Source organism: Allokutzneria multivorans (assembly GCF_039537405.1).
In the GTDB taxonomy this organism is placed as follows: domain Bacteria; phylum Actinomycetota; class Actinomycetes; order Mycobacteriales; family Pseudonocardiaceae; genus Allokutzneria; species Allokutzneria multivorans.
Genome location: NZ_BAABAL010000016.1, coordinates 436,941 through 452,293 on the forward strand (window position 1 = coordinate 436,941; position 15,353 = coordinate 452,293).

Genomic DNA, 15,353 nt, shown 5'->3' on the forward strand with positions numbered 1-15,353 from the left:
GACTGCGTGGCTGTCAGTTAACCCCCTGCCCGACGGCCACCCGTGTGAACGGAGTGCGAACTATGCGACGTCAGAAGATCGCCGCCGCCACCATCACCGCTCTCGCGGCCCTCGTGGTGACCGCGGGCCAGGCGGGCTCCACGCCCGCCGAGGGCTCGATCCGCAACGCCAACCAGCCCACTTCGGTGCCCGGCAGCTACATCGTCGTGCTCAAGGACGGGCCCGGCATCAGCTCCGCCGGTGTCGCCTCGAAGGTCGGCGCCGCGGTCGAGCGCGAGTACACCGCCGCCCTGCGCGGTTTCTCCGCGAAGATGGACGAGAGCGCCGCCAAGCGCCTCGCCGCCGATCCGGCCGTCGAGTACGTGGAGCAGGACGGGTACGCCTACGCCAGTGACACGCAGAACAACCCGACGTGGGGCCTTGACCGCGTCGACCAGAAGAACCTGCCGCTGGACAAGAAGTACACCTACTCCACCAAGGCGGAGAACGTCACCGCGTACATTGTGGACACTGGGGTTCACAAGGCGCACAGCGACTTCGGCGGCCGTGCCAGCGACGGCTACGACTTCATCGACAACGACGCCGTCGCGCAGGACTGCAACGGCCACGGCACGCACGTCGCCGGAACCGTCGGCGGCACCACCTACGGCGTCGCCAAGGGCGTCAAGCTCGTCGGCGTCCGCGTGCTGAACTGCCAGGGCTCCGGCCAGTGGTCGCAGGTCATCGGCGGCATCGACTGGGTCGCCAAGAACGCCAAGAAGCCCGCCGTCGCCAACATGAGCCTTGGCGGTGGCGCGAACACCTCGGTCGACGACGCCGTGCGCAAGGCCGTCCAGTCCGGCGTGACCTTCGGTGTCGCCGCGGGCAACAACAACGGCGCTGACGCCTGCAACACCAGCCCCGCGCGCACTCCCGAGGCGATCACCGTCGGCTCCACCGACAACGCCGACAACCGGTCGTCGTTCTCCAACACCGGACGCTGCCTGGACATCTTCGCGCCGGGTTCGAGCATCACCTCGGCGTGGCACACCGGTGGCACCAACACCATCAGCGGCACCTCGATGGCCACCCCGCACGTCGTCGGAGCTGCGGCGCTTTACTTGGCGGGCAACGCCTCCGCCACTCCGGCGCAGGTCGCCACCGCGCTCACCGGCGCCGCCACCAACGGCGTCGTGAAGAACGCGGGCAACGGCTCCCCGAACAAGCTGCTCTTCACCGGGGCGCGGTAGTGAAGCTGCTCGCGGCGGTGCTCCTGCTCTCCCTGGGAGTTCCGGGCACCGCCGGGGCAGCGGCCGACTTCGTCCCGGCGAAGAACCCCGTGCCCGGCAGCTTCCTCGTGTCCCTCAAGGACGGTCCCGCGACGGCCGCTTCGTCTTCGCTGGCTCAGCGGTACGGCGGCACCGTGAAGTCGGTGCTCACCGCGACCATGAACGGCTTCATCGTGCGAGGCCTCTCGGACGGAGCCGCTCGTCGCCTGGCAGCGGACCCGTTGGTGCGCAAGGTTTTCCAGGACGGCACCGCGCGCATCGCGGACACCCAGACGAATCCGACCTACGGCATCGACCGCATCGACCAGCGGAACCTGCCACTGGACAAGAAGTACACCTACGACACCACCGCGTCGAACGTGACGGCGTACATCCTCGACACCGGCATTCGCAAGTCGCACAACGACTTCGAGGGCCGCGCGGCGGACGGTTACGACTTCGTCGACGAAGACCCCATCGCCCAAGACTGCAACGGCCACGGCACCCACGTGTCCGGGACGGTCGGCGGGAAGACGTGGGGCGTGGCGAAGAAGGTGAAGCTCGTCGCGGTCAGAATCCTCGGCTGCAACGGCAGCGCGCCGGACTCCGACGGGGTCGAAGGCATCGAGTGGATCGCGAAGAACGCCGTGAAGCCGGCGGTGGTCAACGGCAGCTTCACCTTCGACACGCCGGGGATCGGTGACGAGGCGATCGGTCGGCTGACCGCGGCCGGCGTGCCGTTCGTGGTCGCGGCCGGGAACAGCTCGGCGGACGCGTGTTCGGCCGGGCCCGCTCGGGTGCCTGCGGTGATCACCGTGGGGGCCACGGACAGCTCTGACAACCGGGCGTTCTTCTCGAACTACGGGCGTTGTCTGGATATTTTCGCGCCTGGGTCGGGGATTACGTCTGCGTCGCATTCGAGCGATAGTGGTACTGCGACGATGAGTGGGACTTCGATGGCCAGTCCGCATGTTGCTGGTGCGGCTGCGTTGTGGTTGGCTGGGCGTCCTACGGCAACGCCTGCGGAGGTTTCTGCGGGGTTGGTGGCTGCTGGGACTTCTGGGGTTGTTCGGAATCCTGGGAGTGGGTCGCCTAATCGGTTGTTGTACACGCGTTGAGGTTTGTGGGGGGCGTCCTCTTTGGGGACGCCCCTTTTTTTGTGGGGTACGGCTGGGCTTCCGAGTCGGGGACGGCTCGGCTTCCAGCCTGCGCCGGTACCAGCGTGAGGGTCGGCTTGACCTGGGGCCCCTTGCGCGTGCCGTCATGGGCCGGACGGGCACGGTGAAGGATCACCGGCCCACGCGGGCAAGCGTATGGCACGCGCACCCCAGGTAAAGCCGACCCGGCTTTGTTGTGCGACTTACGTTCCAGCGGGGGGCGTTTTGGCGTTGCGGGCGCCTGGGAATTCATCCATTAGAGCCATGATCCACTATTTAATCGGCGTAAAATAGGAGGTATGGACGAAGCTGACGTAAAAACAGCCTACGCAGGTATCGCTCAAGCCATCGCAACATTCTCTGGTGTGCTGGTCGACTATCTAGCGCGACTAGATCATCGTGATCGTGAGTTCGCCGAGAACTTCATTGCGCCCGTGCTGAAGGTGTCGCCGGTCAAGGGGGCCCGGTTGATCGACCGTGCGACGGAGCTTGTGGAGCATCGGGTGGTGTTCAAGGCGATGGCCGAAGGCCGAATTGACGAGGGCAAGTCGCTCATGATCCTCGACCTGCTCCGCACACTGCCCGTTGCTCAGGCGTTGATCGTGGAGAAAGTCCTCGTCGCCCACGCCGAGACCAACACCTACTCCGCGACTCGTCAGTACGGGGTCCGCTATATCCACCGCATGGACGCGAAGGCAGCTGAGCGCCGTCACAAGGTCAAACACAAGGCCCGTCTTGTGGAGAAGTTCAACCTGGAGGACGGCATGTCCTCCCTACGCCTGACTATGACCGCCCACGACGCGGCCCTGTCCTACGACCGCATCGACCGCATTGCCAAAGCTCTCCTTAAGGACCGCCGCACTCTCGACGAGAAGCGCTCCGACGTAGCCCGGGACCTGTTGCACGGCATGGAAACCGCCGCCCCGCAAGGCCAGACCATGGTCTACCTGACGATGCCCGTCACCTCAGCCCTCGGTCTCACTGACAAGCCGGGGATGCTCAGCGGCTACGGCCCACTCCCCGCACCACTGGCGAGGGACATCGCAGCAGGCGGCATCTGGAAGCGCATCCTCACCGACCCGAAGACCGGTATGGCCGAGGAGATCAGCAACATCTACCGGCCGACCGACAAGCAACGCGAACTCATCGCCGCCCGCTACCCCACCTGTACCGCCATCGGATGCAGACAACCCGCACACCGCTGCGACCTCGACCACTGCTGCCCCTACAACGGCTCCAACACCACGCTCAAGAACCTGCGACCCAAATGCAGGCATCACCACCGCATGAAAACCCACACCAACTGGACCTGCGAAAACCGCGACGACGGTACGCACGCATGGACCACACCTCGGGGCCACACCTACGAAACCGCGCCCGAGCCCATCGCCGAACCCGCACCCTTCTAGGGCCCCTCCGACCGGAGAGGCCCTAGAAGAGACTCAGCGCTTCAGCGTGAACGTGAAGTCATCGGAAAGCTTGCCGCTCAGCCTTGCGGCCGAAACGAGCTTCCCCTCCACGATCAGCCTCTCGACCTCGCCCCGCGAAAGACCGCACCCCTCGGCGATCAACCGCACCGGCCGGACAGGAATCCGCGCGGCGAAGCGAACGCGGACGTCAATCACCTCCTGATCCGGGAGAGCGCCGCCGGTGTCGAGACGCCAGGTGTTGTCCCAATCCAGGGTGAAGCGGTTGCGGCGCTGCACACCCGGATCTTGAAGCAACTCAGTCACGAGGCTGGGATCGTTGTTGTGCCAACGATTCAGCAGCTCCGGACTGATCGAGCGCACGTTCGCGCGCTCCGCGAGCCTGAGCTTGACGGTGTCGCCGCACACGGTGCAGAGCACGAGGAGCCAAGCGTCGAGGATCTTGTGGTGAGCGTTGACGCGGAACTTGCCGCTCGCCTCGAAGCGCTCGGAAGCGCACGCGTGACAACGCCGGACGACGAGCGGAGGGCAGGTGGGAACGACCACCCATTGTTGTTCGAGCACAGGAGTACACCCGTTCAGTGAGAAAACCGCAGCAAGAAGAAGCGCGAGGCGCTAATGCGCGGCGCGCGAGTGCTCGGGAGATCTCACTAGGCGTACAACGGCACGTCCCTGGCTGGGCGACTCGGTCAGCGGCACGATAGCCGCACGCGAAGGTGCCGGGCCAGCGGATTTAACGCGTCAGGGGTTCCGCCTGCCCGACCATGCGGGCGTACATCCGGCCGGGGCTCGGAGTGGTCGGCGGAGTCAGGAAACCGGGCAGGGAAGGCACAATCGCGGCGAAAGGGCGCAAGCGGTCGTACAGCTCGACGGCGTCGGCGGGGCGGTGCTCCGGGTCCTTCTCCAGCAGTTGCAGCACCAGGGCGTTCAGCTCCTGCGGGACACCGAGCACGGCCGGAGGCTGCTCCTTCACCTGCTTCTCGAAGATCGCGTAAGCAGTGGGGCCGGTGAAAAGCTGTTGGCCTGTCAGCATTTCGTGCAGAACGCAGCCGAGCGCGTAGAGATCGCTGCGCGGACCGGCGACACCGCGCTGGATCTGCTCGGGAGCCATGTACGACGGAGTGCCGAGGAGCTGGCCGGCGCGCGTGAACTGGGCGAGGTCGCTCTCGCGGAGCACGGCAAGGCCGAAGTCGAGCACCTTCACGCTGCCATCGGGACACAGCATCAGGTTGGTGGGCTTGAGATCCCGGTGGCAGATCGCCAGAGCGTGCGCCGCGGTGAGGACCGCGCACGCCTGCGCGGCGACGGAAGCGGCCCACGCAACGGGGACGGGGCCGAGTTCGCCGACGAGATCGGAGACGGTGACGCCGTCGATGAACTGCATCACCTGGAACAGCCGGTGATCGACGGTGCCGAAGTCGTAGAGCACGGGGGCGCCGGGGTGCTCCAAGCGAGCCAGGATGCGCGCCTCGCGCACGAAACGCCGCTCAAGCTCGTCGTCGGGGCCGCCGGGCAACTGGAGGAACTTCACGGCGACGCGGCGATCGAGGTGCTTGTCATGCCCCCGGTACACCGCGCCCATCCCGCCGCGCCCGAGCGGCAGGTCTTCGAGCAGATAGCGGTCGGCGACGAGCATCCACTAGCTCCTCGGTCCCAGGCTGCCATCCACGAGTCCGTCGAAGCCTAGCCGGACCAGCGCCTGCCCGGCGGCAGCGGTCTCGCGCAGCGCGTCGGCCAGCTCGGCGAGGCGGCGGAACGCGGCACCGTACGTGCGCTGCTCGGCGAGCGAGAGCCGGGGGAGCTGCGTGCGGCGCGCGTCGACGCGGCTGGAACCGAGGTGCGCGCGGTGGTCACCCGCGCGCAGCGCCCCGGCGAGGAACTCGGCGTCCATCCGCTCGGGGTCCACGCGGTACGCCGCGAGGTGCGCGCCGAGCGTGACCGGCGCCGTGGCCACGCGCGCGATGCCGAGGGGCGAAGCGATCACGTCGCCGGGCTCTGCTGTGACCAGGTCGAAGCCACCAGCGCGGCCGGTCGGGGCGAGGCCGTCGGCGAGGTCGTCGAAGGTCAGCACGAGCTGGTCGCCCTCGCCCATCCTGGCGGGGGAGTGCCGCACCGACACCAACCCGGCCTTGATCAGCTCGCCGAGCGTCGTGGTGGGCAGCGACCTGCGCCGCGCGAGCACCTCCAGCTCGGGGGCAGCGGCCGGAGCCAAGTCGTGGAAGCGGCGCAGCGCCGAGGAGAACTCGCTGCCGAGGTCGCGGTTCCCGCCTCGCCGCCTCGCCGGGCTGAGGTCCACGTCGTCGTCGAGGAGGTCGATGATGCGGACCTTCTCTCCGGCTTCGAGGTCCACTGTGGACAGATCGGTGCCCGCTTCCATCAGGATCAGCTGCGACGGCGGGCGCTCCTGCGGCTCAGGGCGGCGCAGGAGCCACAGGTCCGAGCCGGTCGCCGGGAGCGTCACCACCGCGCGCAGGGCCCCCGCGCGCAGCAGGTTGCCCCGGATGCGCCGCCCAGGACGGCGGCTCGCGGCGGCGCTGGGCAGCAGGATCGCCACGCGCCCGCCGGGCCGCACGAGCGCGAGGCAGTGCTGCACCCACGCCAGCTCCGGCTCCCCGCGCGGCGGCAGGCCGTACACCCACCGAGGATCAGCGGTCAGCTCCGCGTAGCCCCACTTGGTGTCGCCGAACGGCGGCTCGCACACCACGGTGTCGGCTTCGAGGCCGGGGAAACCGTTCTGCCGCAAAGAATCCGCGCAGACGACGGCCGACGTGAGCCCGTGCAGGACCAGGCGCGCCTCGGCGATCGTGGCCTGCACGGGGTCGATGTCCTGGCCGAGAACGCGATCGGTTGAGCCGCCGAGCAACGGTGTGCCCAGAAGCAATGTGCCCAGCCCGCACGCCGGGTCCAGCACCGTGCCGGTGTCGGCGCCCGCCAAGCGGATCATCAGCTCGGCGACCTCGGGCGAGGTGACGGTCAGCCGCCGCGAGTGCGCTTCGACGTAGCGTTCGCAGAGCAGGTCGAGCGCGGTCGCCGGGCCGTTCTCCCTGGCCAGGTCAAGGATCGCCTCGGTGTCGCGGGGCATGGCGCCCGCGGTGAAGAAGCCGGATTCGCGCAGCAGCAGAACGGCGGCCGACGCGACCAGCTCGCCCAGCCGGAGGTCGTCGCCCTCCGCGCGCAACCGCTGCCACGCGCGGTCGGCGGCGGAGAGCTCGTAGGACTTGCCGTTACGGCGCAACCAGTCCTCGACCTCGCGCAGCGAGAACAGCGGGCTGGTCGCGGTGCCGCCGACCGGCTGCGGGAAGTCCTCGTGGCGGCGCCGCCAGTTGCTCACCGCGGCACGGCCCACGTCGACCAGACGCGCGATGTCACCCGCGTTGACCGTGGCCTCACTCATCCGTTCACTGTAGCAGCGCGCGAATGCACAGCCGAGTTGCTTGTGAACTCAGTTCACAGGTGTTCTACTGGGGGCATGACACACAGCTTGCGCGTGGCCATCGGCTCCGACCCCGGGCCGCGCCGGTCGGAGAACGAGGACTCGGCGCTGCTCGGCCGGAGCCTGCTCGCGGTCGCCGACGGCATGGGCGGCCACGTCCACGGCGAGGTGGCCAGCTCCGCGACCATCGGCGCCCTCCTCGACCTCGACCTCTGGGCCGAAGGCGTTGACCTGCGCGAACACGACATGCTCGGCCTCGTTCGGGACGGCGTGGCGGAGGCGGCGCGCAGGCTGGACGCGCTGACCGACGCCGATCCCGACCTGCGCGGCATGGGCACGACGGTCACGGCGCTGCTCTGGGACGGCAGCGGCTTCGCGGTGGCCCACGTCGGGGACTCCCGCGCCTACGTGCTGCGGGACGGCCTGCTCGGGCAGATCACCCACGACCACACGATGGTCCAGTCCCTCGTCGACGCGGGGCGGCTCACGGCGGAGGAGGCCGAGCGGCACCCGCGTCGCTCGGTGCTCATGCGCACCCTCCAGGCGGGCAACGCCTTCGAGCCGGACCTGTTCCGCGTCGAAGCCCACGTGGGCGACCGCTTCCTGCTGTGCTCCGACGGCCTGACCGACGTTGTCGGTGATCACGCGGTGCGCGAGGCGCTGGCGACCGCGACCGAACCGGCCGACGCTGTGCACTGGCTGATCACGCTGGCCGTGCGTGGGGGTGGGCCCGACAACATCACCTGCGTGGTCGCGGACGTGGTGCCGGAACGTGCGCGCACGGAACGGATCACCGTTGGCGCGCATCGGGTTCTCGGCACGACGAAAGCGAGCTAGCCTTCGGCTCGGGACGAATGCTCAGCCGCCTACAACCCCGCATCGTGTCGACGGCGTACAGCACGTGTGAAGCACATTCGTCATCTCGTGGCGCTGGCCCTCGCGCTGATCCTCATCGCGCCGCCCGCGCACGCGGCAGGACTCGGCGACCCGATCTTCCCCAACGATGGCAACACCGGGTACCGCGTCACCCACTATGCGCTCGATTTTGCTTGGCAGGCAACGAAAAAGCCCTTCGAAGCTACCGCGACCGTCGAGGCCGAGGCAACGCAGGGGCTGTCGAGCTTCACCCTCGACTTCGCGGGCAACCAGTTGCGTGAGGTCACAGTGGACGGTGCCGCCGCGACCACCAAGCGCACCGGCGACAAGCTCACCGTCACCCCGGCCAAGGCGCTCGCGGCGCAGCAGCGCTTCACCGCGACCGTCCGCTACACCGCCGACCCCACCTTGCAGCGCAGGCGAAGCGACGCGATCAGCGTCTACGGCTGGATTCCCACGCCCGACGGCACCGTCGTCTACCCGCAGCCCAACGGCGCGCGGCTGATCTTCCCCAACAACGACCACCCCAGCCAGAAGGCGCCGATCTCGATTACGATCTCCACTCCGGCCGACATCACCGCCGTGGCGACCGGAACCCTGAAATCCCGCACGGCCATCGCCGGAAACCGCGTGCGCTGGAGCTACGACTCGCCGCAGCCCGTCGCGACGCAGCTCGTCGGCCTCGCGATCGGCAAATTCACCGTCACCAACGGGACCGGGCCCAACGGCCTGCCGCTGCGCGACGTCGTGCCGACCGACCTCGTGCAGCAGGTCGAGAAGTACCGCACCCGCACGCCCGGGCACCTGGAGTGGATGGAGAAGCGGGTCGGCAAGTACCCCTTCGACAACTACGGAATCCTTGTGGCGCACACAGATCTCGGTGTCGCGCTGGAGACGCAGACGCTGTCGATGTTCCCGGAGGGCGACCTCGCAGGCTCCGAGAGCTCGGCCGAGAAGGACATGATCCACGAGCTCGCGCACCAGTGGTTCGGCAACAGCGTCACCGTCCGGCAGTGGTCCGACCTGTGGCTCTCCGAGGGCCACGCCCAGTTCTACCAACGCCTCTTCGCCGCCGAGAAGGGCTGGGAGAACCTGGAGTCGAAGATGCGCGAGATCTACTCGCAGCACGACTCCTGGCGCTCCACCTACGGCCCGCCCGCCAAGCCGACCGAGCCGAAGCTGTTCAGTCGCATGGTCTACGACGGCTCCGTGCTCGTGCTCTACGCGTTGCGCCAGAAGGTCGGCGCCGCCACCTTCGAGAAGATCGAGCGCGCGTGGGTCGCCCAGTACCGGGACAAGGCGGCGAGCACGGCCGACTACATCGCGCTGGCCTCACGCGAGTCCGGCACCGACCTGACGGCCTTCCTCCGAGCTTGGCTCTACGACGCCAAGACCCCGCCCATGCCCGGCTGGTAGCTCACTTGCCGTCGGCCTGCTCGGCGAGGAAGCGCTCGAACTCCTCGCCGAGCTCGTCAGCGGTGGGCATGCGCTCGTTGGACTCGGCGAGCAGGCTGCGCTCGCCGACCGCCTCGGTGAAGGTGTCGTACTGGCGCTCAAGGCCGCGCACGACCTCGGAGACCTCGTCGGACTCCGAGACCTGGCGCTCGATCTCCTCGTTGGTGCGCTCGGCGGCTTCACGCAGGCCGCGATCGGGCAGTTCGAGCGCGGCGACGGAGCCGACGGCGTCGAGCAGGCGCAGGCCTGCTTCGGGGTAGACCGACTGCGAGAGGTAGTGCGGCACGTGCGCGGCGTAACCGATCGCGTCGTGGCCCGCCTCGCCGAGCCGGAGCTCCAGCAGGGCGGACGCGCTGCCGGGAACCTGGATGCGGTTGAAGACCTGGGCGTAGTCCGCGACCAGCTCGCCGCGCGTCGCGTGTGCCGTGACACCGAGCGGGCGGGTGTGCGGGGTGCCCATCGGGATGCCGTGGAAGCCGACGGTCAGCCGGACGCCCCAGCGCTCGATCAGGCCGCGCACCGCCGCGATGAAACGCTCCCACTGGTTGTCCGGCTCAGGGCCGGTGAGCAGCAGGAACGGCGTGCCGACGGTGTCGTGCATCAGCCGCACGACCAGCTCGGGCGCCTCGTAGGCCGCCCAGTGGTCGGTCGCGTAGGTCATGGCGGGGCGGCGCGAGCGGTAGTCGATCAGCGCGTCCACGTCGAAGCGCGCGATGACGCGGCCCTCCAGCGAGTCCACCAGGTGCTCCGCCAGCACGCGTCCGGCGCCACCGGCGTCCATGAACCCGTCGAGGTTGTGCAGCAGCACGGCGCCGTCGAGGTCGGGGACGTCGGAGTCCACCTCCACCAGCTGTTCCGGTTCCAGTGCCACCGCTGCCTCCCAGTACCCGACCGACTCTTGCCTCTGCCTTGCCCCAACGCGTGAAGGTGGCGGGGCATTCCTGTGATCCTGCTCGCCCGCTTACCGCGCCAGGACCGTTCAGCATGCTAAGGATTGCACGGTGATCTGGTGGCACGCGGTCGTGATCTTCGTCGCCGGGGTCTGGGCGGGCACGATCAACACCGTTGTCGGCTCGGGGACCCTGGTGACCTTCCCGGTGCTCGTCGCGCTGGGCTACCCCCCGGTCACGGCGACCACCTCCAACGCGATCGGCCTCGCGCCCGGCACCATCAGCGGTGCCATCGGCTACCGCGAGGAGCTGCGCGGACAGGGGCCGAGGCTGCTGCGCTTCAGCATCGCCTCGCTGCTCGGCGCGATCTGCGGGACGGTCCTGCTGCTCTCGCTGCCCAAGGACGCCTTCGAGGCGATCGTGCCGGTGCTCGTCGGCATGGCCGTGGTGCTGGTGATCGTCCAGCCGCGCGTGGCGAAGTGGGTCGCCTCCCGCAAGCGCACCGCCGCGACCGGCGGCGGAGCGCTGCTGCTGTTCCTGATCTTCCTGATCGGCATCTACGGCGGGTACTTCACCGCAGCGCAGGGCGTGATGCTGGTCGCCGTGATGGGCATGCTGATGACGGAGCCCTTGCAGCGCCTCAACGGCATCAAGAACGTGCTCTCCGCCGTGGTGAACGTGGTCGCCGGTGCGATCTACGCCTTCGTCGCTCCGGTCAGCTGGCCGGTGGTCGGCCTGCTCGCCGCGGGCTCGGTGCTCGGCGGCGTGCTCGGCGCGAAGATCGGCAGGAAGCTCTCGCCGACCGTGCTGCGCGGGGTGATCGTCGTGGTCGGCGTCGCGGCGGTCATCCACCTGCTCGTGCAGTGAGCCACTCGTCCCTCGTCAGCGCGTACTCGACCTCGCCGTGCTCCGTGCCGGGCAGCGGGTTCTCGTGCTCCTCGTGGAAGGTGCGCACGTGACGCAGCCCGCACTTCTCCATCACGCGCCGCGACCCCGAGTTCACGAACATCGTGTACGCGGTGACGCGCTGGACGTCGGCCTCGCGGAAGCCCAGCTCGATCAGGGCCAGTGAGCCTTCGGTCGCGTACCCCTTGCCCCACGCGGACTTCCGCAGCCGGTAGCCCAGCTCGACCTCGCCCTCCGGCGCGTCCTCGCTCGGGCGGAAGTGGAACCAGCCGAGGAAGGCGCCGTCCCGGTCCTGCGCCGCCCAGAAGCCGTAGTGCGGGAAGTTCTCGTAGTACCAGAGGAAGCTCGGCAGGATGGTGTTCTCCACCTTGGAGCGCGGGGTCGGCGCGTCGTCGAGGTACCGCATGACCTCGGCGTCGCTGTCGAGCTCGACGAGGTTGTCCACATCGGACTCGGTGAACCGGCGCAGCACGAGGCGTTCGGTCTCCAGGAAGACGCGCATGGCCCGATCGTCGCACGTCCCCGCCACTCAATTTCTGAAGGACGCGTCCTTGCAGGGAAGCGGTGTCAGGGCCAGCCAACCCCGCGCCCGGGCTCGCGCGAGGTTGAACTCCAGCAGGCTGTCCGGGTTGGCGGCGAGCTCGCGCGTCGGCCAGCTCAGCACGCAGGTGCGCTGAGGTTCGGGCAGCCGCGCGAGCGCGGGCGCCGCATCGGCGGACAGGCCCAACAGGTAGTGGTAGTCGATTCGGCCGATCCGCTCGTAGCGGTCGAGGTTGCCGTCAGCGATCAACCGCTCGGGGTTCAGCACGGCGAGTCCCAGCAGTGTCGCCATCGCGGTGGCCACCACGACACCCGGCAGCCACGATCCGCGCAGCCGCACTCCCGCCACGATCACGAGCAGGTAGACCAGGCCCAGCCACAGCTCGCACGTGAGCACCAGCACGCGCAGCACGGTGAACCCGTACTCCTGCTGGTAGACCCACATCCTGGCGGCGGCGCCCGCGACGATCACCAAGGACAGCACCGACAGCGCTCCGAGCAACGCGCGCAGCCACGCGCGGTCCGCACTCGTTTCCCTTGGAGCTAAACGAGAAGCTAGCCCGATCACGCCGAGCGTGAGTGCCGTGACGACCAGCAGCTGCCAGAAACCACGCCGCGCGTACTCCGCGTAGGACAGGTCGCCGACGACGCTGAACAACGCTGGCAGCTGCACCGAGACGAAGGCCGCGAACAGCAGCACGAGCACGCCGATCGGCAGCACCCACTCGATCCGGCGCAAGCTGATTCGCTGTGCTTTCAGGGAGAATTCCGCTTGGGGTTGGGTCAACGCCCAGCACAGCCCCGTCGTGAACAGCGCGGCCAACACGAACATCGTGACCGACGTGAAGGACGAACCGTCCACTGTGGGCACCAGGCGCTTCACCAGGGCTTCGAAGGCCGGATCCGCGCTCACGAGCAATCCGCCGAACACGACGAGCAGCACTGCCGACACCGCGACGGCGAGCAACGTTCTCGTGTTGCCGCGTGGGCGAATCGCCTGTACACCACGCTTGATCCAGTAGAGCCGTGTCAGCGCGTTGATCGGCGCTTCGACGGCTCCGCGCAAGGACGTTCCCGCCACCGCGAGCGAGGCCGCGACGAGCGCCGTGAGCACGCACAACGTGAACAACCACCGCGAGTCGCGAAACGCCCCGACCGCGATCAGGGCGACCGCGAACACCGCCCAGACCGGATTCCTTTTCCTGGCGCTGGTTTCCGCGCGCCTCGCCGCAACGATCACCGCAGCGGCCACGGCCAACGCGGTGACCAGCCAGCCGAGCCCCGGTCGTGCCGGGCTCAACGCGAGCGCCGCGACCAGACCGCTCGTGGCCACCGCCGCCAACACCGAGGGCGCCGCTCTGTCCACTTCTTTACCGTCCACTGTAGACACTCCTGGTCCTGGGCAGGGTGATACGCCCTCAATGACTCATTCAGGTACTTGAGCGCGCTGAATGACTCATTGAGGTACTTGGGGGGCCTGAATGAGTCATTCAGGGCGTTGAGCGTGCTGAAGGAGTCGTTCAGGGGGTGGTTGGGGCCCTGAACGGGTCGTTTGGGTACTTGAACGCACTGAACGGGTCGTTTGGTGCGTTGAGCGCACTGAACGGGTCGTTTGGTGCGTTGAGCGCACTGAACGGGTCGTTCAGGGCGTTGAGCGCACCGAACTGGGCGTTGATGTTGGGGAGAACGGGGGCGGAGTGCGGGGGAGGGGTTAGGGGGAGGTGGAGGGGAGGGTGACGCGGATGTGGCTGCCCAGGGCGGCGATGGTGCCGCCGTGCAGGTCGACGATCCAGCGCGCGATGGCGAGGCCGAGGCCGGTGCCACCGCCTCCGGCGCGCTCGCCGCGGGTGAAGCGCTCGAAGACGCGGTCGCGGTCCTCGGGCGGGATGCCGGGGCCCTCGTCGTGCACCTCAAGCACCAGATCGGCGCCGCGCGTGGACGCGATCAGCCGGACGGAGCCGTCGGGAGGGCCGTGGCGGGCGGCGTTGTCGAGCAGGTTGACGACGACCTGGTGCAGTCGCGCGCGGTCGGCGTAGACGGTGACACCGGCGGAAACAACAAGAGAGAAGCGCGCGGAGGGAGCCATGACGCGGGCCTCGGCGACGACGGACTCCAGCAGCGGCTCGACGAGGAAGACGGTGCGATCCAACGCGTGCGCTCCGGCGTCGATGCGGGACAGGTCGAGCAGCTCAGCGACCAAGTTCCCCAGGCGCTCGGTCTGCGCGAGCGCGGTGCGCATGGTCGCGGAATCGGGCTGGGTCACACCGTCGACGACGTTCTCCAGCACGGCGCGCAGTGCGCTGATGGGTGTGCGCAGCTCGTGCGAGACGTTGGCGATCAGATCTCGGCGTTGCTGGTCGGCCGCGCCGAGGTCGGCGGCCATGCGGTTGAAGGCGGTGGCGAGCTGGCCGACCTCGTCGCGGGCGGTGGCGCGGACGCGGCGCTCGTAGTCGCCGCGCGCCATGGACTTGGCGGCGGAGGTCATCTCGCGCAGCGGCCGGGTCATGCCGTGCGCCAGCACCTGCGATGCCACCAATGCGATCACCACGGCGGTCAGAGCGGTGCGCGGCGGCAACCACCCGATCTGGTACCAGAAGAACAGCAGCGACACGGTGATCGAGCCGGCCACGACGACGCCGAGCTTGAACTTGATCGACGGAACGCCGTCCAGCGGGCGCGGCACCCGGTCCAGCCACGCGCGGATCACCGGGGCACCTCCAGCGCGTAGCCGACGCCGTGCACGGTGCGGATCAGATCGGCGCCGAGCTTGCGGCGCAACGCTTTCACGTGGCTGTCGACCGTGCGGCTGCCGTTGGCGTCGCTCCAGCCCCACACCGCGCGCAGCAGCTGTTCCCGCGGGAGCACGGCACGCGGCCGGTCGGCGAGGCAGACCAGCAGGTCGAACTCGGTGGGTGTGAGGTGCACCTCCGCGCCCGCCCGGTGCACGCGCCGCTCGGTGGCATCGATGCGCAGGTCGCCGAGGTCGGGCGCTGCCGCGCGGCTGACCCTGCGCAGCAGCACCCGGACCCGGGCGGCCAGCTCCCTGATCGAGAACGGTTTGGTGAGGTAGTCGTCGGCGCCCACCGCGAGCCCGACGAGCATGTCGGCCTCGTCGTCGCGCGCGGTCAGCATGAGCACGGGCACCGGGCGCTTGGCCTGGACGCGCCTGCACACTTCGAGGCCGTCGAAGCCCGGGAGCATCACGTCCAGCACCACGAGGTCGGGCAGGGTCTGTTCGGCGAGGCGGACCGCGGTGGGGCCGTCGTGCGCCAGCTCCACCGCGAACCCCTCGGCCCGCAGCCGGTCGGCCACCGAGGTGGCGATGGTCAGATCGTCCTCGACGACCAGCACTCGCTGCTGCATGGACCCGACTCTAAGCACCGGATGTGGTGCTCACGCGGCCGAGTTGTGCAGATCCTGTG

Annotated in this window: 14 protein-coding genes; 6 read left to right on the plus strand and 8 right to left on the minus strand. The window is 68.8% G+C overall.

The genetic code is table 11. From position 1 onward, the window contains the following. Positions 1 to 62 precede the first annotated feature (62 nt). From ABD798_RS20935 to ABD798_RS20945, 3 genes are all read left to right on the plus strand, one after another. Entirely contained in the window at positions 63 to 1,229 is a 1,167-nt protein-coding gene (locus ABD798_RS20935; RefSeq protein WP_425549245.1) for a S8 family peptidase, read from the plus strand. Positions 1,230 to 1,402: 173 nt separating this feature from the next. Further along, positions 1,403 to 2,365: a S8 family peptidase gene (locus ABD798_RS20940; protein WP_344877338.1), complete on the plus strand. Its 963-nt coding sequence runs from the start codon at positions 1,403 to 1,405 to the stop codon at positions 2,363 to 2,365. 338 nt (positions 2,366 to 2,703) lie between these two features. Next, positions 2,704 to 3,813: an HNH endonuclease signature motif containing protein gene (locus ABD798_RS20945; protein WP_344877340.1), complete on the plus strand. Its 1,110-nt coding sequence runs from the start codon at positions 2,704 to 2,706 to the stop codon at positions 3,811 to 3,813. Between the two features lie 33 nt (positions 3,814 to 3,846). On the opposite strand, the gene ABD798_RS20950 is transcribed toward ABD798_RS20945, so the two are convergent. The 3 genes from ABD798_RS20950 to ABD798_RS20960 form a co-directional block, all read right to left on the minus strand. Then, positions 3,847 to 4,395: a DUF1062 domain-containing protein gene (locus tag ABD798_RS20950; protein WP_344877342.1), complete on the minus strand. Its 549-nt coding sequence runs from the start codon at positions 4,393 to 4,395 to the stop codon at positions 3,847 to 3,849. A gap of 169 nt (positions 4,396 to 4,564) precedes the next feature. Then, positions 4,565 to 5,467, minus strand: coding sequence for a serine/threonine-protein kinase (locus tag ABD798_RS20955; protein ID WP_344877343.1), 903 nt, complete (start codon positions 5,465 to 5,467; stop codon positions 4,565 to 4,567). Between the two features lie 3 nt (positions 5,468 to 5,470). Continuing rightward, positions 5,471 to 7,225, minus strand: coding sequence for an N-6 DNA methylase (locus tag ABD798_RS20960; protein ID WP_344877345.1), 1,755 nt, complete (start codon positions 7,223 to 7,225; stop codon positions 5,471 to 5,473). A 75-nt stretch (positions 7,226 to 7,300) separates the two neighbouring features. Here ABD798_RS20960 and ABD798_RS20965 point away from each other — a divergent pair, with 75 nt between their 5' ends. Continuing rightward, positions 7,301 to 8,101, plus strand: a complete 801-nt coding sequence (locus tag ABD798_RS20965) for a PP2C family protein-serine/threonine phosphatase (protein ID WP_344877347.1) — start codon at positions 7,301 to 7,303, stop codon at positions 8,099 to 8,101. 87 nt (positions 8,102 to 8,188) lie between these two features. Beyond that, positions 8,189 to 9,556 carry a M1 family metallopeptidase gene (locus tag ABD798_RS20970; RefSeq protein ID WP_344877349.1) on the plus strand — a complete coding sequence of 456 codons (1,368 nt, stop codon included), beginning with the start codon at positions 8,189 to 8,191 and terminating at the stop codon, positions 9,554 to 9,556. A 1-nt stretch (position 9,557) separates the two neighbouring features. On the opposite strand, the gene ABD798_RS20975 is transcribed toward ABD798_RS20970, so the two are convergent. Beyond that, complete coding sequence (locus tag ABD798_RS20975; RefSeq protein WP_344877351.1) at positions 9,558 to 10,466, minus strand: proteasome assembly chaperone family protein; 909 nt, start codon at positions 10,464 to 10,466, stop codon at positions 9,558 to 9,560. A 130-nt stretch (positions 10,467 to 10,596) separates the two neighbouring features. On the opposite strand from ABD798_RS20975, the gene ABD798_RS20980 reads away from it, so the two are divergent. Continuing rightward, entirely contained in the window at positions 10,597 to 11,352 is a 756-nt protein-coding gene (locus ABD798_RS20980) for a sulfite exporter TauE/SafE family protein (protein ID WP_344877353.1), read from the plus strand. Here ABD798_RS20980 and ABD798_RS20985 read toward each other — a convergent pair. From ABD798_RS20985 to ABD798_RS21000, 4 genes are all read right to left on the minus strand, one after another. Further along, positions 11,330 to 11,893 (minus strand): GNAT family N-acetyltransferase, encoded by a 564-nt coding sequence (locus ABD798_RS20985; protein WP_344877355.1) that lies wholly within the window; start codon positions 11,891 to 11,893, stop codon positions 11,330 to 11,332. The two genes, ABD798_RS20980 and ABD798_RS20985, sit on opposite strands and share 23 nt — an antisense overlap. Positions 11,894 to 11,920: 27 nt before the next feature. After that, on the minus strand, positions 11,921 to 13,297 hold the full coding sequence (locus ABD798_RS20990; RefSeq protein WP_344877357.1) for a DUF4153 domain-containing protein: 1,377 nt from the start codon (positions 13,295 to 13,297) through the stop codon (positions 11,921 to 11,923). Positions 13,298 to 13,642: 345 nt separating this feature from the next. Further along, positions 13,643 to 14,638, minus strand: a complete 996-nt coding sequence (locus tag ABD798_RS20995; RefSeq protein ID WP_344877359.1) for a HAMP domain-containing sensor histidine kinase — start codon at positions 14,636 to 14,638, stop codon at positions 13,643 to 13,645. Then, on the minus strand, positions 14,635 to 15,294 hold the full coding sequence (locus ABD798_RS21000) for a response regulator transcription factor (RefSeq protein ID WP_344877361.1): 660 nt from the start codon (positions 15,292 to 15,294) through the stop codon (positions 14,635 to 14,637). The genes ABD798_RS20995 and ABD798_RS21000 overlap by 4 nt, the downstream gene beginning before the upstream one ends. Positions 15,295 to 15,353 lie beyond the last annotated feature (59 nt).

Excerpts from the sequence above, each read along its gene's own strand:
- ABD798_RS20935 (WP_425549245.1), top strand. The coding sequence starts at position 63 with ATGCGACGTCAGAAGATCGCCGCCGCCACCATCACCGCTCTCGCGGCC.
- ABD798_RS20945 (WP_344877340.1), top strand. The coding sequence starts at position 2,704 with ATGGACGAAGCTGACGTAAAAACAGCCTACGCAGGTATCGCTCAAGCC.
- ABD798_RS20955 (WP_344877343.1), bottom strand. The coding sequence starts at position 5,467 with ATGCTCGTCGCCGACCGCTATCTGCTCGAAGACCTGCCGCTCGGGCGC.
- ABD798_RS20960 (WP_344877345.1), bottom strand. The coding sequence starts at position 7,225 with ATGAGTGAGGCCACGGTCAACGCGGGTGACATCGCGCGTCTGGTCGAC.
- ABD798_RS20965 (WP_344877347.1), top strand. The coding sequence starts at position 7,301 with ATGACACACAGCTTGCGCGTGGCCATCGGCTCCGACCCCGGGCCGCGC.
- ABD798_RS20985 (WP_344877355.1), bottom strand. The coding sequence starts at position 11,893 with ATGCGCGTCTTCCTGGAGACCGAACGCCTCGTGCTGCGCCGGTTCACC.
- ABD798_RS21000 (WP_344877361.1), bottom strand. The coding sequence starts at position 15,294 with ATGCAGCAGCGAGTGCTGGTCGTCGAGGACGATCTGACCATCGCCACC.